The sequence below is a fragment of the Allobosea sp. TWI1241 genome (assembly GCF_039673065.1).
GTDB lineage: Bacteria > Pseudomonadota > Alphaproteobacteria > Rhizobiales > Beijerinckiaceae > Allobosea.
Genome location: NZ_JBDJKW010000018.1, coordinates 25,809 through 46,444 on the forward strand (window position 1 = coordinate 25,809; position 20,636 = coordinate 46,444).

Genomic DNA, 20,636 nt, shown 5'->3' on the forward strand with positions numbered 1-20,636 from the left:
GTTCCGGGCGCGACCGGCTCCCTCGCTCGTCGCCGGATGCCTGAAAGCAGTCCTTTTCCGTGGGGGATCAGGCGATCCTGACCAGGCGCGTCACCCGGCTGGGATTGCCCTCGGCGAGCAGGAGCGCTCCGTCCGGCGCGCCCCATATGCCGTGCGCGCCGTTGAGCACCGGGCGGCAGCGCCCGATGAAGGCGCCGTCCGGTGCCAGCATGGTCAGCGACGGCAGAAGGTCCGTGACGAAGAGATGGCCCTCGGCATCGCCCCAGATGTCCATGGGCTGCCGGAAGCCGCCGACCATCCCCAGCAGGTCACCATCCGCCGTGAAGATCTGGAGGCGGTTGTTGTCGCGGTCGGCGACGACGACGCGCCCGTCCGGCTGCAGCCAGACCGCATGCGCGTTCATGAATTCGCCCGGCGCGTTGCCGATCGCACCCCAGGCGCCAATCCGCCGGCCGTCGGGCGCGAAGCGGTGAACCGTGCCGGCGGCGTAGCCCTCGCAGACATAGATCTCGCCGACCGCAGAGATCGCCACGTCGGTCGGATGGTTGAAGGGCGCGTGCGGGGTGTTGCGGCTGCCGAGCCCACCGATTCTCTGCCCGTCCCGATCGCAGATGACGACCTCATGCGCATCGCGGTCGACCACGAAGACGCGCCCGTCCGGCGCCGTCGCCAGCATGTGCGCATCGGCGATCAGCCCGGCGCCCCAGGCGCCGATGCGCGTTCCGTCCGGCGCGAGCACGACCACCGCATCGCTCGGCGCATCGACCAGCGGGTCGCTGCGCAGGAGGACATGCACCCTGCCCTCGCCATCCACCGCGACGTCGGTGACCTTGCCCTGTCCCTGCGGCAAAGCTCCCCAGGGCCGCTCGACGCGGTAACGGCGCTCGCCCAGCGCCACGATCAGCTCATGCCCCGCCATAGTGCCTTCCCGTTTCATCCCGACCGTGCGCGGCGACCTTCACAGGCCCCCTGCCCCGGTCGTACCGGCCCTCGCCTCGTACACAGCGCGGCCCGCACAGGCCATGCCGGCTGTGCACCGCGCCCCTCCTTGGCAAGCACCGTGCCAGAGATCGTCGAGGAGTATGCTCGACGTCCGCGGTCCCGCATACCGCAACGCGGCAGCCCGGCTTGACTATAATTAGGTACCATATCATAAGCCGCCGCATGATGACCCTCGACCTCAAGCATCGGGCGCTGCTCGACGAAGCGCAACGGCGCGGCCAGCCCGATACAGCGGCCATGCGGCTGTGCTTCGAAGTGCTGTCGCTGGCGGCGGCGATCGACCGTGCCTGTGCGGACCGCCTCGCCCCGCACGGGCTGTCCGAGGGCAAGTTCGTGGTGCTGATGCTGCTGCGCGATCTTGCCGAGGGCCTGTCCCCGCACGAGCTGGCCGAGCGTGCCGGGGTCGCGCGCGCGACGATCACCGGCCTGCTCGACGGGCTGGAGCGTCAGGGCCTGCTGGCGCGCCGGCGCGACCGTGACGACAGGCGCAAGCTCACCGTGCGCCTGACGCCCGCCGGACAGGCGCTGGCCGCCCGGCTCTTCGACGAGCACACCGCCTGGATCGCCTCGCTCTTCGCAGGCTTTACCGGCGAGGACCGCGCGGCTCTGAGCCGGCTCCTGGAGATCGGCCGCCGCATGATCGACGCCGGCGCTTCCCCCTCGCCCTGACGGTCTCTCGCCCGGCCCGGACTGAACGGTTCCCATCGCCGCGCGCCCCTTCGCGCCGGCCCTTTTCCAGCAAGCAAGGACATGCACCGATGACGCATTATCTCGCGGAACTCTACTCGCCCACCCCGGCCTGGCAGGCGCTTCCTCTCGAAGAGCGACAGGCCTTCTTCGCGCGGATCGGCGCCGGCATGGGCGGCCTCGCCGAGCTGGGCATCGAGGCCCTCGCTCTCGGCCGCACGGATCCCGCCACGCCCAAGGCGCCGCCACAGCAGTTCTTCGCGATCTGGCGCGCCCCGGACGCCGCGGCCATGGCCGCCCTGGTCTCCGGCATCGCGGCCTCCGGCTGGCACGCCTATTTCGACACGGTCAACGCCAGCGGCCAGGGCGGTGATCTCGGCGCCCATCTGGCGGAACTCGCGGCGCTGTAGCGCCCCGCCACGCAGATCGGGGCCGGCGTCGGGAATGCCGGCCCCTAGGCAATCGCCCGCCCCGGAACCGACACCGACGCCTGTCGTTCCGCATCGGCACGCCTGGCCTGCTTGTCGGCATACATGAGCCGGTCCGCCTCGCGCAGCGCCGCCTGCAGCGAGCTGACCGCGGGATCGATGCCGACAATGCCGAAGCTCGCGCCGGCATAGTCAAAGCTGCATTCCGGGAAACTGTAGGTGCCTATCAGAAGCGGCACGAGCCGCCGGCGCATCGCCTCGGCTGCCGGGTCGCGATCCCCGTCGCGCACCGAGCCGGTCAGCCCGATCACCACGAATTCGTCGCCTCCCCAGCGGCCGAGCCGATCGCCGGCGCGCAGGCCGGCCAGCAGCCGCCGACCCGCCTCAGCCAGGAACCGGTCCCCGATCTCGTGGCCGTGCAGGTCGTTGATCGTCTTGAATTCGTCGAGATCGATGAACGCCACCAGCACGCGCTGGCTCGTCCGCTCCGCCAGCGCGAAGACCCGCCTCAGCTCGGCGAGGATGGCGCGACGGTTCGGCAGGCCGGTGAGCGTGTCGTAGTTCGCAGCATAGCGCTCTTCTTGATGGCGCATCGCGACCTGCCCGACGAGGCGGCCCGACAGAAGGGTCAGGAGCAGGCCGACAGCCGCCACCGACCCGGCCAGGAGCGCGTGCTGGCGGCGCATCGGCGCGAGCTGCTCGAGCGAGGCGAGCGTCAGCAGCTGGTACTGCTCGTCGGCGAGCGGCTGGCGGCGCAACAGATAGGGACGGCCCTCGACGAGCCAATGGTCGCCCTGCCCCGCATCCGCGATGGCGCTCACCGCCAGCGGCTCGCCCGGTCCCTCGTCGTCGGCCGAGGGGCGCAGGGCCTCCGGCGGCAGCAGGGCCGCGACGTTGCGCAGCGTGAACGGCGCTGAAGACGCCGTGGTCACGCGGCCCTGGCGGTTAACGATCAGGGCGATGTGGCGGCCGGTCAGGTAATGCGCCATGTCGGGACCGTCGAACCTGACGGTGACCGAGCCCAGCGGCCGGTCCTCCGTATCCTCGATGCGACTCGTGACGAAATAGGAGGGCATCTGGTTGAGGCGCGCGATGCCGAAGGAACGCCCCTTCCCGGTGCGCAGCGCGTCGAGCAGATAGGCCCTGCCCGGATAGATCTGGCCCAGAATGTTGAACGGCTCCGACCACTGGCTGGTGGCGACCGTGTCATGGGACAGGTTGTTCATGTAGATGCGCCCGTAGCGCAAGTCGTCGGACAGCCGGGTCATGACGTCGCCGACGCGGCGCACCTGCGGATCCTGCGCGAGGATCGCCGCCCGCTGCTCGCGCGTCAGTGCGTCGAAGCCCGGAGGGTCGGTGCGGTAGCGCGTCGCCAGCTGCACGACCTGGTTCTGGGTCGCCACCATGTTGGCGACGCTGGAAAGCTCGGCGAACAGGCGATCGACGACGCGCGCCGTGGTCTCGGCCTCGTAGGCGGCGCTGGCCTGCAGGCTGTCGCGCTCTTCGTCGAGGATGCGGCTCGAAAGCCAACAGCCGAGACCGGCGACCAGCACGAGCCAGGCGGCGGCGATCGCCAGAGTGGCGCGCCGCACGCCCGCGGGCGCCCGGCGCCCGCGCAGGCCCTGCTGCAACAATGCGTCGTCCGTGCCGTCTTCGCCAGCCAAACGCCGATCCAACACACTCACCCCCGACATCCGCGACAGTATCGGTCACGGGCACAGGAACGCTAGCGGATAGGCGCGACCAAATCGTAATCCCGACCGCCGGAAGCAGCGGCCGCGGAGGAATGCTTCTTTTACGCTGTTCCCGCGGCGACCGACCGACGGTCCCGGGCCGCCGTGCGGCTGTCATCCACGCGCATGGTTCGCGCAGCGTTGGGCACAGGCTCGATGCGTCCGGCACGCCGAGGCCATCGCAGCGACCGCGGCCCTACGAGACGCCTGCCACCACCGACGCACAGCGTACCGTCGCGGCCGAGCGAGCGACAGGGATTTCAAGGAGAGATCGACGCACCACGCCGGAGCATGATCGAAAATGGCGCGCCCGACACGATTCGAACGTGTGACCTTTGCCTTCGGAGGGCAACGCTCTATCCAGCTGAGCTACGGGCGCAAACCGTGGGAGGTGGATAGCCGATCGCGGGCGCTTCGGCAATGCGGGATTTTTTTGAAAGAGCCGCCCGTACCGACGGGGCGGGATGCCGTGGCGCCGAGGCCGCCAGGCTCGTGTTCGCCGGCGCCGAGCCGCGTCCTGCGAGGCAAGGACGCCTCATGCCGCCATCTGGCTAAATGCGAATTGGCAGGGCGCTGCTCCCGCTCTTAAAGTCGCGAGGGGGGAACAGATGTCCGACACAGCTTTGGAAGAGGGCAGCGGCGTGACGGAGGAGGCTCCGGCCAGCGTCAAGATCAAGGCTCAGATCGCCCGCAGCTTCACCTTCGCCTCGCACCAGAACGCCATTCCGGTGCTGCGCGGGCTCTCGCTCGTCAACGAGACGCAGCGGCGCTTCGAACGCTGCCGGCTGGCGATGGTGGCGAGTCCGGGCTTCCTGAGGCCCAAGCTCTGGACCATCGACCGGCTGCTTCCCAGGGACACGATCGAGATCGGCGACAGGCGGATCGACCTCGACGCCGCCTATCTCTCCGGGCTGACGGAGGCCGAGCGCGGAGATATATCGCTGCGGCTCTATGACGGGGACGAACTGCTCGCAGAGGAGCGCGTCCAGGTCAGGATTCTGGCCAAGGACGAATGGGGCGGCGTCGCCGACATGGCCCAGCTCCTGCCCGCCTTCGTCCTGCCGAACGATCCCGCCGTGGCGCGCTGGATGCGCGGCGCCGCCGAGGCGCTCGTCCGTCACGGCCATCCCGCCGGCCTCGACGGCTACCAGACGGGCGATCCGAGCCGCTGCCTGGTGATCGCTGCCGCCGTCTACAGCGCCATCGCAGAAGCGAAGCTGCATTACGCCGAGCCCCCCGCGAGCTTCGAGCAACGCGGGCAGAAGGTGCGGCTTCCCGGCATCGTCGCCCGCGACGGGCTGGCGACCTGCCTGGACAGCGCCTTGCTGTTCGCGGCGGTTCTGGAGGGCTGCGGGCTCAACAGCGCCGTGCTGCTCTTCAAGAGCCACGCGGCGGTCGGCGTCTGGCTGACGAAACGCACCTTCCGCAACGCGGTCGAGACCGATCTCGCCGAGGTACGCAAGGCGATCGTCGCCCGCGAATTCCTCGCCTTCGAGACGACGGGCGTGACCCACCGGCCGGTGGCGGCCTTCGATCATGCCCGCGCGCTGCTGCTGCCGCGGCTGACGGAGGAAGCCTCCGACGACTTCGTCGCGGCGATCGACCTGCACCGCTCACGCAGTGGCGGAATCCAGCCGCTCGCCTCCCATGCTCCCGTGCCGAGCGGAACCTCCGTCGACGACGGGGCTGCGATCCAGGTGCCGATCACGGTCGATACCGCCCATGCGCCCCTGCCTGCGGAGCTGGTTGAGATCAAGCCGACCACAGCTCAGGGCCGCATCGATCGCTGGCAGAAGAAGCTGCTCGACCTGACGCTGCGCAACCGGCTCCTGAACTTCCCCGACACCAAGCAGACGATCCGCTTTCTCTGCACGGACGTCGCCGCGCTGGAGGACCGTCTGGCCGATGGCGCCACCATGCGCCTGATCTCGCTGCCCGAGCACAATCCGCTGGGCGAACGCGACCCGGCTCTCTATCGCGAGATGCGTGGCCGCGACCTGCACCGCGACTTCGCGGCAGAGGCCCTGTCGCGCAACGAACTCGGCTCCCCGCTCGACGGCAAGGCGCTCGAAGCGCGCCTGATCGATTTGTACCGGCGCGTGCGCAACGATTTCGCGGAAGGCGGCGCCAATACACTGTTCCTCGCCGCCGGCTTCCTGCGCTGGAAGCGCAAGCCCGACGACGAGCGCAGTTATCGCGCACCGCTGCTGCTGATCCCCGTCAAGCTCGAGCGCCGCAGTGCCGGCTCGCAATTCTCCCTGCGCTTTCACGAGGACGAACCGCGCTTCAACGCCACCCTGCTCCAGTTCCTCGAAAGCGAGTTCGACCTGAGGCTTCCGCAGTTCGCCGGGGAACTGCCGCGCGACGGCAGCGGCATCGACGTCGCGCGGCTGCTGGCCGCGATGCGCGCCGCCGTGCGCGACGTGCCGGGGATGGAGGTCATCGACGAAACCGCGCTGTCAACCTTCTCCTTCGCCAAGTACCTGATGTGGAAGGACCTGGTCGAGCGGACCGATGCGCTGCGGCAGAACCGGGTGGTGCGGCACCTGATCGACACGCCGGACACCGCCTTCGCCGGAGCCGACGGCGCGTTCGTCTCCGAGCGAGACCTCGATAGCCGCTACGAGCCGGCCGACATCGTCTCGGTGCTGCCGGCGGATTCCTCGCAGATCGCCGCCAGCGTCGCCGCCGCGGACGGCCGCGACTTCGTCGTCATCGGACCGCCCGGCACCGGCAAGAGCCAGACCATCGCCAACATGATCGCGCATTGCCTCGCGGTCGGGAAGACGGTGCTGTTCGTCGCCGAGAAGACCGCGGCGCTGGATGTCGTCTACCGGCGCCTGAAGGCCCACGGCCTCGGCGATCACTGCGTCGAGCTGCATTCATCGAAGGCGGATCGCCGCAGTTTTCTCGCGCAGCTTCGGACATCCTGGGAGAAGGGCCGCACCACCTCCCAGTCGGAATGGGTAGCGATCAACGCCCGGATGAAGGTGAAGCGCGATACGCTCAATACCTATGTCGAGGCCCTGCATCGCATCCACGCCAACGGCTTGAGCCCCTACGCCGCGCTCGGCATCGCACTGCGGGAGCAGTCACGGCACGCGCCGCCGCTCGCCTGGGCGGGGCACGACTGCCATGACGCCGTCAGCCGTGTCGCTCTCGGTGAACTCGCAGGCGAGATCGGACGGGTGTTCGGCGCGGTGGAACGCGCCCCTGTCCTCGACTGGATCGACGCCCCGCAATGGTCGTCCGGCTGGCAGGAGGCGCTGATCGCCTCCGGCGACGCGCTCGCGCACACGACCGGCAGTCTGCGGAGGGCGCTCGCAAGCCTGCTGCCGCATCTCGGCCTGCCGGAAGAGTACGATGCCCCGCTGGATCGGTTGGAACGCCTGGCGCAGCTCGCCGAAACGCTCGCGGACACCGCCGGCTCGGACCAGCGCATCGTCTTCGATCCGGATTTCGGCCAGTTGCGCGGCGCGCTCGCCGAACTGGAGCAATCGATTTCGGCCTACCGGTCGACGGAGGCCGAGCTCACGGCCAGCTTCGCGCGCGACGCCGTCCCGACGATCCCGGTGGAGGCGCTCGAACGCGACTGGCGTGAAGCCGGTGCGGCGATCTGGCCGCGCAACTGGCTCGGCAAGCGCCGCGTCCGAAAGCTGCTGGAAGGCTACGCGACGAGCGGAAGTCCGGACCCCGACACGGACCTGCCCGTTCTGCGGCGGTTGCAGGGGCTGCGCGCCGCGACACAGGCGAGCGGCCTCGCCGGAAAGCCGATCCGCTTCGCCGGGCTCGATACCGACCTCGACGCCGTCGACCGGCATCTGGCCAGCGCCAGCCGCCTGCGCGACGGGCTCCTGCGGCTGGGGCGCGCCGCCGACGACATCGGTGCGATCGTCCGCTCGGTCGCGCCGCTCCTGGCACCGGGCAGCGACGCCGAGCCGATGCGCATCGCGGCGGCCGAGTATGCCTCGGCCTTCGCCGCCTTCGCGGCCGCACGCGGCCGTTTCAGCGAGATCGCCGGCAAGTCGCCGCTCGCCTCCGCGTCGGCGACACCACTCGCAGAGCTTTCGGCTGTCGCCGGGCAGTTGCGCGAGGCGCGCCATCTCCTGCGCGAATGGACGAGTTGGTGCGAGGTCCGCGCCCAGGCGCTGGGCCGAGGCCTCGGCCCGCTGGTCGAGGATCTCGAAGCCGGAGCCGTCGCGCCCGCGGGGACCCGGGAGGCGTTCGACCTCGCCTATGCACGCTGGTGGCTGCCCCTCGTGCTCGATGCAGACCCGACCCTGCGCGGCTTCCGGCGCTTCCAGCACGAGCACACAGTCGAAGAATTCCGTGAGCTCGACGATCTCGTGCGCACGCACGCCACGAGCCGCGTCGTCGGCACGCTCTCGCACGGCCTTCCCGCTGTCCAGAGCGTACCGCGCAACTCGGAGCTCGGCCTGCTCCGCCATCAGATGGAACTCCAGCGCCCGAACCGCTCGATCCGCGAGATGATCGCCGCTATGCCGTCGAGCTTCGCGCGGCTCGCCCCCTGCATGCTGATGTCGCCGCTCTCGATCGCGCAGTATTTCCCGACGGAGCAGGCACTCTTCGACGTGGTGATCCTCGACGAAGCCTCGCAGATCACGACCTGGGACGCGGTGGGAGCGATCGCCCGCGCCCGCCAGACGATCATCGTCGGGGATCCGCGTCAGCTGCCGCCGACGAACTTCTTCGGTCGCAACGAGGAGGCGGAGAACGTCCCCGAGCATGAGCGCGACCTCGAGAGCATCCTCGACGAAGCGAAGGCAGCCGGCATCCCGGTCCGCGACCTGCGCTGGCACTATCGCAGCCGGCACGAGTCGCTGATCGCGTTTTCCAACGCGTATTACTATCAGAACAGGCTGATCACCTTTCCGGCGCCGGCCGTCGAAGATCGTGCCGTCCAGCTGGTGCGTGTCGACGGCGTCTACGACCAGGGCAAGAGCCGCACGAACAGGACGGAGGCGCGCGCCTTGGTCGATCTCGCCGTCAGACGGATGCGCAGCTGGCTGGAGAAGCCGGAAGCCGCGCGGCCGACGCTCGGCATCATCACCTTCAACATCCAGCAGCAGAGCCTGATCCAGGACCTGCTCGACGAGGCCCGCCGCGGCGATCCGACACTCGAGTGGTTCTTCTCCGAGGACCGGACCGAGCCGACGATGGTCAAGAATCTCGAGAACGTGCAGGGTGACGAACGCGACGTCATCCTGTTCTCGGTCACCTTCGCGCGGGATCTCGCCGGACGGCGCAGCATGAATTTCGGCGCGCTGAACCGCGACGGCGGCGAAAGACGGCTCAACGTCGCAGTGACGCGCGCCCGGCAGAAGCTCGTGGTGTTCTCCGGTTTCGGGGCCGACGACATCGACACCGAGCGCACGAAGGCCGTGGGCGTCGCGCATCTCAAGGCCTTCCTCGATTTCGCGGCTCGCGGACCGGTGGCCCTGGCGGCGCAGGACCAGGGCTCGGTCGGCGGGCACGATTCGCCGTTCGAGGAAGCGGTCGCGGGCGAGTTGATCCGGCTCGGCTGGCAAATCGTGCCGCAGGTCGGCATTTCCGGCTTCCGGGTTGATCTCGGCATCCGGCATCCGGACAAGGCCGGCGCCTATCTGGCCGGCGTGGAATGCGACGGGGCGACATATCACAGCTCGGCGACGGCCCGCGATCGCGACAAGGTCCGCGAGCAGGTGCTGCGCGGCCTGGGCTGGAACATCGTCCGCGTCTGGTCGACCGACTGGTGGTTCGACCCGCGTGGGGCGGCGCAACGGCTGCACGCCGCGCTCGAGGCCCTGCTCGCCCGGAGCCGCGAGACGCAAGCGTCCGAGGACGGCGACAGCGAAGCCCATTGGAGCCTGGGAGAAGAGATCGAACCGGCCGCAGCCGGATCGGGCGACGCGGCCGGACTGGTCGACGAGCACGAACACGCAGGCACGCAGGCCGCGCCGATCGCCAGCGAGAGCCCTATTTCTCCGGCAGTCACCGAGCCGAAACCGGCTTCACCCGCCACGGACTCGCCCGCGACATGGGCCTCTCGTCCAGCCGCCGCCGAAGACGGCTTTTATCGCGAGGCAGACCTGTCGCGCGCGCCCGCCGATCCGGCGACCTTCTTCGACCCGACCTATGACGGCACTCTCCAGGCGATGGTCGAGGCCGTCGTCGCCGCGGAGGCGCCGCTGCGCGAAGACATCCTCCTGCAACGGATTTCGCGCGCCCATGGCTGGCTGCGGACGGGACCGCGCATTCGCGAGCGGATAACGCTGTACCTTCGCCATCTGCCCCGGAGCGAGGAAAGCAGCGGGACCTTCCTCTGGCCATCCGAGGGTGTCGCTGCGGTTCGGCGCTTCCGCCCGCCGGCCAGCGAGGCGGTGCGCCGGTCGATCGGCGAGATTCCGCTCGCGGAACTCGTCGGGTTCGCTCAGGCACACGCCACGTTGCCGGATGAGATCGATCCTCCGCTCGCCATGGCCCGGCTGCTCGGTGTGGAGCGTCTCACGGCGACGTCGCGCGCACGCCTCGACGAAGCGCTCCAGCAAGCCGGCCATCGCCCGGCGGTCGCGACGGCCGGCCAGGTGTCGGAAGGCTGACAGCGCCCGCGAGGGGTGGGGAACTCCCGGCGGCTCGGCCGCCCGGACCGGGATCATCCCGGCGCCGCCCCCTGCCTCATGCGGTTTCCAGCGCCCGCCTGCCCTCGCCCAGGGCGGCGGCGAGGTCGCGGATCTCGGCGGCCAGGCGCGGATCGCGGATACGGCCGGCGGTTTCGAGCGCCGCCCGTTCGGCGGCCTCCAGGCCGGCGGGGGCTTGGGCGGCTGCGGCCAGCACCTTGGCGATCTGCGTGCGGTCGCCGGCGGCGATGCCGGCTTCCGCGGCACGCGCGCGCAACCCTGCGAGCAGCGTGCCGGCGTCGAGCAGGGCGACGAGGCTGCCGTCGCGACGCGCCTCGCCTGTCGATGCCTGGCCGAGATGCAGGGCGAGCCGCATCAGCTGGCGGCCGGTGCGTCGGCCGAGCGCCGGGCCGTCGCCGCCCTGCCTGCCGCCGGCGATGCGCGCGAGATCCTGCCGGATCGCGCGCTCGGCATTGCGGCGGCGATAGCGGTTCGGGTCGGGCAGCAGACGCACCGTGGTGGTGACGAGGGCGACCGCGACCACCAGTGCCGCCGCGCCCGCAAACACGGTCAAGGCCTGCGCCGCGGCAGGGGCACCGACCTGGGCCGCCAGCAGGAAGCACATATTGGCGTCGAGCGCCGGCGCGCCGAAGCGCCGGCTCGCCCGCGCCAGCCCGCCCAGCACCAGGAAGGGCGCGAGCGTCAGCAGCAGCACGGGCAGACCCTCGACCCAGGGCTGGACCGCGAGCCGGTAGCCCACCGCCACGACGACGCCGGCGATCACGCCGCGCAGCATGATCGGCGCGACGCTGCGCGGGCGCGGCAGGGAGCCGAGCACCATGGCGAAGATGCAGACGCCCAGCGCCGTCAGCTCCGCCTCCGGCCAGCCCAGCCGATAGGCGACGATACCGGCGGCGAAGGTCGCCGCGCCGGCGAGCAGGCCGACCCAGGCCGCGATGACGGGATCGAAGGAGGCCGAGAGGCGCAGGCGCAAGCCCTGCCAGGACGGGGCAATGTCCGGCTCGGCCGCCTGCGCCAGCGCGCGCCTGGCCGCGTCCATGGCGGCGAGATCGCGGGCTAGCATCGGATCGGCAGCCGCTGCCGATCTGTCAGGATCGGCGGGGGGCGCCATGTCGAGGCGCTCTGCCGCCGCCAGCGCAGCCGGCGGATCGCGCCGGCGCAGGCTGCGGGCCGCGACCATGGCGCCAAGCGTCGCGACGACGAGCGCCTGGAGATGGTGCAGGCTGCGATAGCCGCTGAGGGAGCCGGCGAAGACCAGCGGGCCGCGCTCCTGCAACTCGGCGAGCCGCAGCAACAGCGCCCGCTCGCCGGCGGCGCCGCCCTCCCCGCGCAGCAATGCGGCGATCTCGGCCTTGGCGGCGTCGGCCGCCTGCCCCACCTCGTCGCGGAAGGCGTCGCGCGGGCCGTGCGGGGTGGCGAGGCCGATGACGACCATCGCGACCACGACGCCGATCAGCGTGCATTCGGCGCGCGCCAGGGCGAGCGGCATGCCGTTGCCGGGGTCGAAGACCGAGGGCAGCATCACCACCGCCGCGGTCATGCCGGCGAGCAGGGCGGCATAGCCGTGCACGCCGCTGAGCGCATGGGTCAGGCCGGCATTGATCCCGACCCAGAGGCCGAGCAAAGCGAGCATCGCGACGGGATGCGGCGAGAGCTGCAGCAGCCACAGGCCGATGCCGGCGCCCGCCAGCGTGCCGAGCAGGCGGAAGAGCCCGCGCTCGAAGACCAGGCCGCGCATGGGCTGCGCCACCACGAAGACCGGCATGGCGGCCCAGTAGGCGTGGTGGACATGCAGTGCCGCCGCGATGGCGAAGGCGATCAGCGCCGCCAGCGCCAGCAGCAGTCCCTGCCTGACCGCGGCGCGGTCCAGGCCCGATATCGCGAGAATCCGGTTCATGTCCCGTCGATATCCGGCCGGAAGCCGGCGGAAAAGCGGCGGAGAGCGCCGGGCAGCCTTCGCCTCAGTACTTGATCACGCCGAAGCGGCGGAAGGCGTCGTGGATGCGGTCGGCATAATGGTTGAAGCTCGGATAGTCGCCGAGATGCGCCGGGCGCGGCCGCGGCAGCTCGATCTTGATCTCGTCGACCACCCGGCCGGGCGTCGGCGACATCACCAGCACGCGGTCGGACAGGCCGATCGCCTCCTCGATCGAATGGGTGATGAAGACCACGGTCTTGGCCTGCTCCATCCAGAGCATTTCGAGGTCGTGCCGGATCTGGGTGCGGGTGATGGCGTCGAGCGCGCCGAAGGGCTCGTCCATCATCAGCACGGCGGGGTTGTGGATCAGCGCGCGGGCGATCGAGACGCGCTGGCGCATGCCGCCGGAGAGCTGCTTCGGATAGCGGTCGGCCGCATGCGAGATGCCGAGCTTGGCGAAGAGTTCCAGCGCGCGCTCGCGGGCGGGCTCCAGCGGCAGGCCGCGGATCTCGGCCTGCAGCAGCACGTTTTCCATCGCGGTGCGGAATTCGAGCAGGAGATGGTCCTGGAAGACGATGCCGATATCGGTGAGCGGCGAGGTCAGCGGCTTGCCGTTCACCAGGAGTTCGCCCGCGGTGACCGGGATCAGCCCGGCCGCCATCAGCATGAAGGTGCTCTTGCCGCAGCCGGACGGGCCGATGATGCTGACGAACTCGCCGCTGCGGATGTTCAGCGTCAACCCATCAACCGCGGTGAACGAGCCGAAGGTCTTGATGATGCCGCGTCCCTCGATCGAGGCGGCGGTGGAAGCGGCGGCGGGCGTCATGTCGGGTCCTCGATGCGGATGACGGCGTCATCCCGGAGAAGCGCCCCGGCGGCGATGCGCCGGCCGGGACGGATGGGCGGATGCCGGGTTCAGGGGCAGGACGGCGCCGCGGCCGGGACGAGCTCGGCGGTGAAGTAGTCCGAGACCGGCTTGTCCTTGGGCAGGCCGAGATACTGGGTCAGCAGCGCGAAGGTCGTGTCCCAGTTGGCCTCGGGCACCTTGCCGAGCGAGGTCGCGCCGGGCGCGCAGAGCAGCTTGTTGACCACCTCGAACTGCGCCAGCACCTGCGCCTTCTTCACCGAGGGGAACTGCGCCACCACGGCGTCGGCCGCGGCGTCCGGGTTCTTGCGGGCGGCGTCCCAGCCCTGGAGGCTCGCCTCGACGAACTTCTTGAACAGGTCGGCGTCGGCCTTGATCCGGTCGTCGCGGGCGATCATCGACAGGCCGACGGTCGGCACGCCGATGTCGCGATAGAGCAGGTCGCGCACCTTGAAGCCGCGCTCGCGGATCTGGATCGAGTGGAAGTCGGCGCCGCCGAGGATGGCGTCGACCTTCTTCTCCAGCAGCGCGCCGACGAAGGCGCCCGGATCGATGTTGATGATGTTGACCTTGCTCTTGTCGATCTGGTTGCTGGCCAGGATCGCCTCGAGCAGGATGGTCTGGGCGGTGCCGGGCTGAACGGCGATGCGCTTGCCGACGAAATCCTTCGGCGAGGCGATGCCGCTCTCCTCCAGCGAGATGATGGCGAAGCCGTTGGTCTGGAGCACCGGCGCGATCACCTTCACCGGTGCGCCCTTGGTGCGCAGCTGCATGGCGGCGGGCGCGTCGGCGAAGCCGACATCGGTCTGGCCTGTCGCGACCATCTGGGCGGTGGTGCCGGAGCCCTTGCCCTCCTCGATGGTCAGGTTGATCCCTGCCTTCTCGTAGAGCCCCATCTGCTTGGCCAGCATGAAGCCGGCATTGGGGGCGGCGGCGAGGAAGTTCAGGGTGAGCTTCATCGGCTTAGCCCCGCTCTGGGCGAAGGCCGGGCCGGCACCCAGCGCGAGCGCGGCCGCGGCGGCGATCAGCATGCGTCTGTTCATGGAATCCTCCCGTTATGTCCGGTTTGTCCGGTTGTCGATCGTCGTGATGCGCGGCCCGGCGCTCAGCCCCGGCGCTGCCAGGGCATCAGCAGCACCTCGAGCGCGTCCACGATGTAGCTGAACAGGATGCCGACCACGCTCAGCGCCACCAGGCAGGCGAAGATCAACGGCATGTCGAGGAAGCTGGTGCCGCGCAGCAGCAGATAGCCCAGCCCGGCATTGGCGCCGACGAACTCGCCGACGATGGCGCCGGTCGCGGCGAAGACCGCCGAGACCTTCAGGCCGGAGAAGATGTAGGTCAGCGCCGCCGGCACCCGGACATAGCGGAAGGTCTGCCAGGCCGAGGCGCCCATGGAGCGGGTCAGGTAGAGCACGCGCTCGTCCAGCGCCCGGAAGCCGGTCATGCTGGCGACGAGCGTCGGGAAGAAGCAGAGCAGGAAGGTCAGCAGCACCTTCGGGAACAGGCCGAAGCCGAACCAGACCACGAAGAGCGGCGCGATCGCGATCTTCGGCACGAGCTGGAAGAAGACGATGACCGGATAGATCGCCTTTTCCAGCAGGCGCACCGAGACGATGACGTAGCCGAGCGGGATCGAGACCACCGCCGCCATCAGGAAGCCGAGCACGATCTCGTTGGCCGTGACCAGCGTGTGCTGGAAGATGTCGGCGCGGTCGGTCCAGAGCCGCTCGAAGAAGGCGCTCGGCACCGGCAGGATGTATTCCGGGATGCGGGCGAGCGGCACCAGCCACTCCCAGGCACCGAGCAGCACGGCGAAGCTCGCCAGCGGCCAGGCGATGGCGGAGGCCCACTCGCGCAGCCTGCTGCTGTCGCGATCAGTGGCGGCGGGGGCGGTGCCGGCGGGCGCGGCTGCGCTCTCGGTCATGCGGTGGTTCCTGCACTCTGGGGAATCATGTGGGCCGGGCCAGCGCCGGCGGGCTGCGAGGCCTGGATCTGGCGGCGCCGCAGCGGCCAGATCTCGGCCATCTCCGCCGCCGCCTGACGCAGCGCCTCGGCGATCTGGGGCCGGCGGTCTTCCTGCATGCGGGGCAGCGGGCCGGCGACGCTGAGCGTGCCGGCGACGGGCGCATCGGGCGTGGTCGCGGCGCGGAAGGTGGTCGCCATCGCGACGATGCCGATCTCACCCTCCTCCACCGCCAGCGCGACGCCGGCGCGGCGGGTCTGGTCGAGATGCCGGCGCAGCGTATCGATGTCGCCGAGCGCGTTGGGGCCGGCGCGGCCGGCGGCGTCGAAACCATGGGCGAAGGTAATGCGCAGCGCCTCCGCCTCGGGCAGCGAGGCGAGCCAGGCCTTCCCCGTCGCGGTGGCGTGCAGGACGATGCCGGCGCCCATCGGCGGTTCGTAGCGCAGCCCGGCGGTGGTGCCCTGCGAGCGGGCGACCCAGATAAGGTCGTCGCCCTTCACCACAGCGAGGCGGCAATATTCGCGGGTCGCCCGCGACAGGCGGTCGAGCACGATCTGCCCCGCATCGGGCAGGCCGCGGCTGTCGAGGTCGCGGAAGGCGAGCTGCGAGAGCTTGAGGGTGAGACCATAGGCGCCGGACTGGCCGTGCTGCTCGACGAAGCCGCGCGCCGCCAGCGTCGCCAGCAGGCGATGGGTCGCGCTGAGCGGCAGGCCGAGCCGCTCGGCGAGCAGGCTGAGATCGACGCCGTCGGGCTCGCCCGCCAGCGCTTCCATCAGCTTCAGAGCCCGCTCGACCGCAGCGATCGTCACCGTCCGGCGTTCCTCGATTTATTTTTGGAAATGATTTCCAATTCAGAATTGAATTCCGTATATGGATGCGCCGAGGCCGAGTCAACGTGTCTCGCGAAGGATGATGACGGGAGGGGCCATGAGCCTGGCGGGTGAAGCGGCGGTCGCGATCTGGCACGACATCGCACCGGAAGGGCGCGAGGAGTTCTATGCCTGGCACGGGCACGAGCACATGCCGGAGCGCGTCGGGATTCCGGGCTTCCAGCGCGGGCGCCGCTATGTCGCGATCGAGGCCAGCCTCGAATTCTTCAACCTGTACGAGGCGCTTTCGGTCGAGGTGCTGAAGGGCCAGGACTACACTTCGCGCGTCAACGCGCCGACGCCGTGGACGCTCAGCGCCGTCAAGCATTTCCGCTCGGTCGCACGCTCGATCTGCCGCGTCGCCCACTCCTCCGGCCCGGCCCAGGGCGGGCTAATCGCGACGCTGCGCTACGACGTGCCGGAGGATGCGGTCTCCGCCCATCGCGACACGCTGCAGCGGCGGCTGATTCCCGATCTTTTGGCCAAGCCCGGCGTCGCCGGCGTGCATGTGCTGATGGCGGACGCCGAGGCGAGCGGCATCGCCACCGCCGAGCAGAAGGCTCGCGGCGTCGCCAACGCCGTGCCGCGCTGGGTGCTGCTGGTGGAGGGCTGGAGCGACGAGCCGGCCTTCGTCGCGCTGGCGAAGCAGGCCCTGTCGGCGCAGGCGCTGGATGCGACCGGTGCGGAAGGCCCCTACTCGCTTGATCTCTACCGCCACCAGATCACCCGCACCAAGACCGCCTGGAGCGCCGGCTGATGGACGCCCGCTACGATCTCGCCGGTCGCACGGCCATCGTCACCGGCGGCGGCGGCGGGCTCGGCCGCGGCATCGCCGCCGCGCTGCGCGATGCCGGCGCGACGGTTGAGCTCTGGGATGCGCATGCCGGGCGCCTCGCCGAGGCGGCGGCCGAACTCGGCGTCGGCCAGCGGCTGGTCGACATCACGAGGGCCGATGAGGTAGACGCCGCCGCCGAGGCTGCGTTCGCCGCACATGCGCGCATCGACATCCTGGTCAACAATGCCGGCATCCTCGGCGAGGTGAAGCCGATCTGGGAGACCGATCCGGCGAATTTCGAGACGGTGCTGCGGGTCAACCTGTTCGGGACCTATCTGGTCAGCCGCGCCCTGATCGGACGCATGCGGCTGCAGGCGCCGCGCGCCGGCCTGGGCGGCCATCCGATACGCGGGCATGTCGTCAACATCGCCTCGATCCAGGCCAAGGAAGGCATGGCGCTGGCCTCGGCCTATTCGGCCACCAAGGCGGGCATGGTTGCGCTGACCAAGAGCACGGCCAAGGAGGTGGCCCGCGACGGCGTCATCGTCACCGCCGTGACCCCGGCGGCCGCCGAGACCGCGATGGCCAGGGAGATCTCGGCCGAACGGCGCGCCGATATCCTGTCGCGCATCCCGATGGGCCGTTTCGTCGAGATCGACGAGGTGGCGCGCATGGTGCTCTGGCTCAGCTCCGACGAATGCTCCTTCTCGACGGGCGGCGTGTTCGACCTCTCCGGCGGCCGCGCGACCTACTGAGGCGCGGCTAGCTCACGCCGCCGAACGGCGCGTGCTGGCGGATCAGCGCGGCATTCTGGGCGCGGAACGCGTCGACAAACTCGCGCGCGATGCGCGAGAGCGGGCGCGGGCCCGGCTGGAACATCGCATACTGATAGCGGAGCTGCGGCGCGAAGGGCCGGGCGACGAGGCCGAGCCTGCGGAAGTGCAGGCTGGTGATCACGTCGACGATGGTGACGCCGACGCCCTCCAGCACCAGGGCGCAGGCGGTGCCGAAGAACTCGACATGCACGGCGACGCGCAGCCGCGCCGACGCCTCGGCGAAGGCCCGCTCTAGCGCCTCGTGCAGGAAGTGATCGGCATAGAGCGAGATCATCGGCTGGTTGTGCAGCAGCGCCGGGGTGATCTCGGGCTCGCCGGCCAGCGGATGGTCCGCCGGCAGCATGCAGACGCAGGGCACGTCGATCGTCTCGATCAGCGAGGCCGGGCTCTCGATCGGCAGCTCGGCGAAGCCGATGTCGAAGGCCTCGATCCGGCCGAGATCGCGCACCGTCGGCGATGAGCGGGTGATGAAGCGCACCGTGCCCTCGGGCCAGCGGGCGAGCAGCCGGGCAATGATCGGCGGCAACATATAGGTGGCGAGACCGGGCTGGCTGGCGAGCGACAGCGTGCCGGAGCGCAGGCTCCTGAGATCGCGCGCCACCGCCCGCGTGCGCTCCAGCACGCCGAGCGTGCGCCGCGCCTCCTCGTAGAACAGCAGCGCCTCCGGCGTGACCTGGAGCCGGCCCTTGCCGCGCTCGAACAGGGCGACGCCGAGCTCGTCCTCGAGCCGGGTGATCAGGTTCGAGATCGCCGGCTGCGACTTGGCCAGCACCGTGGCCGCAGCGCTCATCGAGCCGGTCTCGATCACGGCGCGGAAGGCTTCGAGGTGACGGGTGTCCACGGAAGGCTCGGTCCCGAGTTATAATGCAGATCTATATGTTTTACGGCATTTCGTTTTTGACCTGCAAAGCCGAATGACGCGACCATGCCCCGCAGAGCCCGAATGGGCAGGGGAACGGAAAGCAAGGTCGTGAAAGATTCGCTCGTCCTCGACGGGATCGAGAAGCGCTATGGCGACTTCGTCGCGCTGCAGAGAACCGAGCTGAGCATCAAGGCCGGCGAGTTCATCACGCTGCTCGGCCCGTCCGGCTCGGGCAAGACCACCATCCTGATGAGCATCGCCGGCTTCGCCAATCCGAGCGCCGGGCGCATCCTGCTCGACGGGCGCGACGTCACCGGCCTGCCGCCGGAGCGCCGGAACTTCGGCGTCGTCTTCCAGGGCTATGCGCTGTTTCCGCATCTCAGCGTCTACGACAACGTCGCCTTCCCGCTGCGGGCGCGCGGTATCACCGGCGCCGCCGCCCGCACGCTGATCATGGCCGCGCTCGAGATCGCCAAGCTCGACACCTTCGCCCACCGCTATCCGCGCCAGCTCTCGGGCGGCCAGCAGCAGCGCGTCGCGCTGGCCCGCTCGCTGGTGTTCTCGCCCGAACTGCTGCTGCTCGACGAGCCGCTGAGCGCACTCGACCGGGCGCTGCGCAAGGAGTTCCAGACGGAATTCCGCTCGATCCATCGCGAGGTCGGCACCACCTTCATCTATGTGACGCACGATCAGGAAGAAGCGCTCACGATGTCGGACCGCATCGTGATCCTCGACAAGGGGCGCATCCTGCAGATCGCGCCGCCGGCCGAGCTCTACGAGCGCCCCGCGACGACCTTCGTCGCCGGCTTCCTCGGCAAGAGCAATTTCCTGCGCGGCACCGTCGCCGCGGTCGCCGATGGCCGCGCGCGGCTGGACCTCGCCGGCTTCTCGACATGCGCGCTCGACAACGGCACCGGGGCGCAGGCCGGCGCACGCGCCGTCGCGGCGCTGCGGCCGGAGAAGGTGCGGCTCGCCCTGCCCCGCGACGCCGGCGGCACGGGCCCCGGCCGGGTGACCGGCACCGTCGCGGGCGTGACCTATCTCGGCGCCTCCGTCGAGGTCGAGCTGCGGCTGGCGGACGGGCAGATCCTGCTGGCGACCGTTCCGGCCGGGCAGCTGCCGTTGGCCGACGGGGCGGAGTACGTCGCCTCCTGGGCGGAGGACGCCGCCATCCTCGTGCGCGAGGAGGCCGCCCCGTGAGCGCGGTCGCCCCGAGCCAGAGCGCCAGCCAGGGCGAACGGCTCTACTGGCTGATGATGCTGCTGCCCTGCGCCTTCCTGGCGCTGCTCTATGTCGTCCCGGTGCTGAACGTGCTGGTGATGAGCGTCACCGTGCCGAAGCCCGGCCTCGCCAATTATGCGGAGCTGGCCAACAACGGCGCGGTGCAGCGCACGCTCTGGACCACGCTGCGGATCGGGGCGATCACCACCGGGCTCGTGCTGCTGATCGGCTATGCGGTCGCCTATGCGCTGGTGCATAGCGGGCCGCGCGAGCGCCAGATCCTGCTCGGCATCGTGGTCGCGAGCTTCTGGATCAGCGCGCTGATCCGCGCCTTTGCCTGGATCGCCCTGCTGCAGTCGCGCGGGATCGTCAATTCGGCGCTGATGGCGACGGGGCTGATCGACAGTCCGCTCAGCTTGGTGCGCAACGAGCTCGGCGTGGTGATCGGCATGGTGCACTACATGCTGCCCTACGCCATCCTGCCGCTCTACACGAACCTGCGTGGCATCGACGACCGGCTGGTGCCGGCGGCGCGCGCGCTCGGAGCGACGCCGTCGCAGGCCTTCCGCTGGGTGTTCCTGCCGCTCAGCCTGCCCGGCCTGATCGGAGCGGGCGTCATCGTCATGATCTTCTCGCTCGGCTTCTACATCACCCCCGCCATCCTCGGCGGCGGCCGCATCATCATGGTGGCCGAGTTCATCAGCGTGCAGATCTCCGAGACACTGCGCTGGGGCCTGGCGGCGATGCTGGCGACGGTGCTGCTCGGCGCCGTGCTGATGCTGGTGACCTGGCTCAGCCGCTTCATGGACGTCGAACAGGCGCTGAGGAAGTAGATC

At 70.1% G+C, this 20,636-nt stretch carries 16 protein-coding genes and 1 tRNA gene; 7 read left to right on the plus strand and 10 right to left on the minus strand.

What is annotated here, in order from left to right; genetic code table 11:
* Positions 1–67: 67 nt before the first annotated feature.
* Positions 68–919, minus strand: a complete 852-nt coding sequence (locus ABE438_RS18265; protein WP_346504097.1) for an NHL repeat-containing protein — start codon at positions 917–919, stop codon at positions 68–70.
* A 245-nt stretch (positions 920–1,164) separates the two neighbouring features.
* Here ABE438_RS18265 and ABE438_RS18270 point away from each other — a divergent pair, with 245 nt between their 5' ends.
* Together ABE438_RS18270 and ABE438_RS18275 are read left to right on the plus strand one after the other, a co-directional pair.
* Complete coding sequence (locus ABE438_RS18270) at positions 1,165–1,671, plus strand: MarR family winged helix-turn-helix transcriptional regulator (RefSeq protein WP_346504098.1); 507 nt, start codon at positions 1,165–1,167, stop codon at positions 1,669–1,671.
* A gap of 89 nt (positions 1,672–1,760) precedes the next feature.
* Entirely contained in the window at positions 1,761–2,099 is a 339-nt protein-coding gene (locus ABE438_RS18275) for a DUF6616 family protein (protein ID WP_346504099.1), read from the plus strand.
* A 44-nt stretch (positions 2,100–2,143) separates the two neighbouring features.
* Here ABE438_RS18275 and ABE438_RS18280 read toward each other — a convergent pair whose 3' ends face one another.
* The 3 genes from ABE438_RS18280 to ABE438_RS18290 all read right to left on the minus strand — a co-directional run bounded on the left by ABE438_RS18280 (position 2,144) and on the right by ABE438_RS18290 (position 4,685).
* Positions 2,144–3,781 (minus strand): GGDEF domain-containing protein, encoded by a 1,638-nt coding sequence (locus ABE438_RS18280; RefSeq protein ID WP_346504100.1) that lies wholly within the window; start codon positions 3,779–3,781, stop codon positions 2,144–2,146.
* Positions 3,782–4,152: 371 nt separating this feature from the next.
* Positions 4,153–4,229: transfer RNA gene (locus tag ABE438_RS18285), tRNA-Arg, on the minus strand.
* Positions 4,230–4,529: 300 nt separating this feature from the next.
* Complete coding sequence (locus ABE438_RS18290) at positions 4,530–4,685, minus strand: hypothetical protein (protein ID WP_346504101.1); 156 nt, start codon at positions 4,683–4,685, stop codon at positions 4,530–4,532.
* Positions 4,686–4,881: 196 nt separating this feature from the next.
* Here ABE438_RS18290 and ABE438_RS18295 point away from each other — a divergent pair, with 196 nt between their 5' ends.
* On the plus strand, positions 4,882–10,449 hold the full coding sequence (locus ABE438_RS18295) for a DUF3320 domain-containing protein (protein ID WP_346504102.1): 5,568 nt from the start codon (positions 4,882–4,884) through the stop codon (positions 10,447–10,449).
* Between the two features lie 76 nt (positions 10,450–10,525).
* On the opposite strand, the gene ABE438_RS18300 is transcribed toward ABE438_RS18295, so the two are convergent.
* The 5 genes from ABE438_RS18300 to ABE438_RS18320 form a co-directional block, all read right to left on the minus strand.
* On the minus strand, positions 10,526–12,385 hold the full coding sequence (locus ABE438_RS18300) for an FUSC family protein (RefSeq protein ID WP_346504103.1): 1,860 nt from the start codon (positions 12,383–12,385) through the stop codon (positions 10,526–10,528).
* A 64-nt stretch (positions 12,386–12,449) separates the two neighbouring features.
* The gene (locus ABE438_RS18305; RefSeq protein ID WP_346504104.1) at positions 12,450–13,232 is read right to left on the minus strand and encodes an ABC transporter ATP-binding protein; all 783 of its coding nucleotides are present in this window, start codon (positions 13,230–13,232) and stop codon (positions 12,450–12,452) included.
* An 89-nt stretch (positions 13,233–13,321) separates the two neighbouring features.
* The gene (locus ABE438_RS18310; RefSeq protein ID WP_346504105.1) at positions 13,322–14,314 is read right to left on the minus strand and encodes an ABC transporter substrate-binding protein; all 993 of its coding nucleotides are present in this window, start codon (positions 14,312–14,314) and stop codon (positions 13,322–13,324) included.
* Between the two features lie 62 nt (positions 14,315–14,376).
* A complete protein-coding gene (locus ABE438_RS18315; protein ID WP_346504106.1) occupies positions 14,377–15,198 on the minus strand; it encodes an ABC transporter permease in 822 nt (273 codons plus the stop codon).
* Positions 15,195–16,046 carry an IclR family transcriptional regulator gene (locus ABE438_RS18320; protein ID WP_346504107.1) on the minus strand — a complete coding sequence of 284 codons (852 nt, stop codon included), beginning with the start codon at positions 16,044–16,046 and terminating at the stop codon, positions 15,195–15,197. The genes ABE438_RS18315 and ABE438_RS18320 overlap by 4 nt, the downstream gene beginning before the upstream one ends.
* A gap of 118 nt (positions 16,047–16,164) precedes the next feature.
* Between ABE438_RS18320 and ABE438_RS18325 the strand changes: the two genes are divergently transcribed.
* Both ABE438_RS18325 and ABE438_RS18330 read left to right on the plus strand, forming a co-directional pair.
* Positions 16,165–16,863 carry a hypothetical protein gene (locus ABE438_RS18325; RefSeq protein ID WP_346504108.1) on the plus strand — a complete coding sequence of 233 codons (699 nt, stop codon included), beginning with the start codon at positions 16,165–16,167 and terminating at the stop codon, positions 16,861–16,863.
* A complete protein-coding gene (locus ABE438_RS18330) occupies positions 16,863–17,636 on the plus strand; it encodes an SDR family NAD(P)-dependent oxidoreductase (protein ID WP_346504109.1) in 774 nt (257 codons plus the stop codon). The genes ABE438_RS18325 and ABE438_RS18330 overlap by 1 nt, the downstream gene beginning before the upstream one ends.
* A gap of 7 nt (positions 17,637–17,643) precedes the next feature.
* Here ABE438_RS18330 and ABE438_RS18335 read toward each other — a convergent pair whose 3' ends face one another.
* Positions 17,644–18,558, minus strand: a complete 915-nt coding sequence (locus ABE438_RS18335; RefSeq protein ID WP_346504110.1) for a LysR substrate-binding domain-containing protein — start codon at positions 18,556–18,558, stop codon at positions 17,644–17,646.
* Positions 18,559–18,687: 129 nt separating this feature from the next.
* Here ABE438_RS18335 and ABE438_RS18340 point away from each other — a divergent pair, with 129 nt between their 5' ends.
* Positions 18,688–19,779, plus strand: a complete 1,092-nt coding sequence (locus tag ABE438_RS18340; RefSeq protein ID WP_346504111.1) for an ABC transporter ATP-binding protein — start codon at positions 18,688–18,690, stop codon at positions 19,777–19,779.
* Positions 19,776–20,633, plus strand: coding sequence for an ABC transporter permease (locus ABE438_RS18345; protein WP_346504112.1), 858 nt, complete (start codon positions 19,776–19,778; stop codon positions 20,631–20,633). The genes ABE438_RS18340 and ABE438_RS18345 overlap by 4 nt, the downstream gene beginning before the upstream one ends.
* Positions 20,634–20,636 lie beyond the last annotated feature (3 nt).

What these genes read in the sequence shown, in the direction of transcription:
- ABE438_RS18265 (WP_346504097.1), bottom strand. Translation starts at nt 919, where the DNA reads ATGGCGGGGCATGAGCTGATCGTGGCGCTGGGCGAGCGCCGTTACCGC.
- ABE438_RS18270 (WP_346504098.1), top strand. Translation starts at nt 1,165, where the DNA reads ATGATGACCCTCGACCTCAAGCATCGGGCGCTGCTCGACGAAGCGCAA.
- ABE438_RS18275 (WP_346504099.1), top strand. Translation starts at nt 1,761, where the DNA reads ATGACGCATTATCTCGCGGAACTCTACTCGCCCACCCCGGCCTGGCAG.
- ABE438_RS18290 (WP_346504101.1), bottom strand. Translation starts at nt 4,685, where the DNA reads ATGGTCCAGAGCTTGGGCCTCAGGAAGCCCGGACTCGCCACCATCGCC.
- ABE438_RS18295 (WP_346504102.1), top strand. Translation starts at nt 4,882, where the DNA reads ATGGCCCAGCTCCTGCCCGCCTTCGTCCTGCCGAACGATCCCGCCGTG.
- ABE438_RS18300 (WP_346504103.1), bottom strand. Translation starts at nt 12,385, where the DNA reads ATGAACCGGATTCTCGCGATATCGGGCCTGGACCGCGCCGCGGTCAGG.
- ABE438_RS18305 (WP_346504104.1), bottom strand. Translation starts at nt 13,232, where the DNA reads ATGACGCCCGCCGCCGCTTCCACCGCCGCCTCGATCGAGGGACGCGGC.
- ABE438_RS18310 (WP_346504105.1), bottom strand. Translation starts at nt 14,314, where the DNA reads ATGAACAGACGCATGCTGATCGCCGCCGCGGCCGCGCTCGCGCTGGGT.
- ABE438_RS18315 (WP_346504106.1), bottom strand. Translation starts at nt 15,198, where the DNA reads ATGACCGAGAGCGCAGCCGCGCCCGCCGGCACCGCCCCCGCCGCCACT.
- ABE438_RS18325 (WP_346504108.1), top strand. Translation starts at nt 16,165, where the DNA reads ATGAGCCTGGCGGGTGAAGCGGCGGTCGCGATCTGGCACGACATCGCA.
- ABE438_RS18330 (WP_346504109.1), top strand. Translation starts at nt 16,863, where the DNA reads ATGGACGCCCGCTACGATCTCGCCGGTCGCACGGCCATCGTCACCGGC.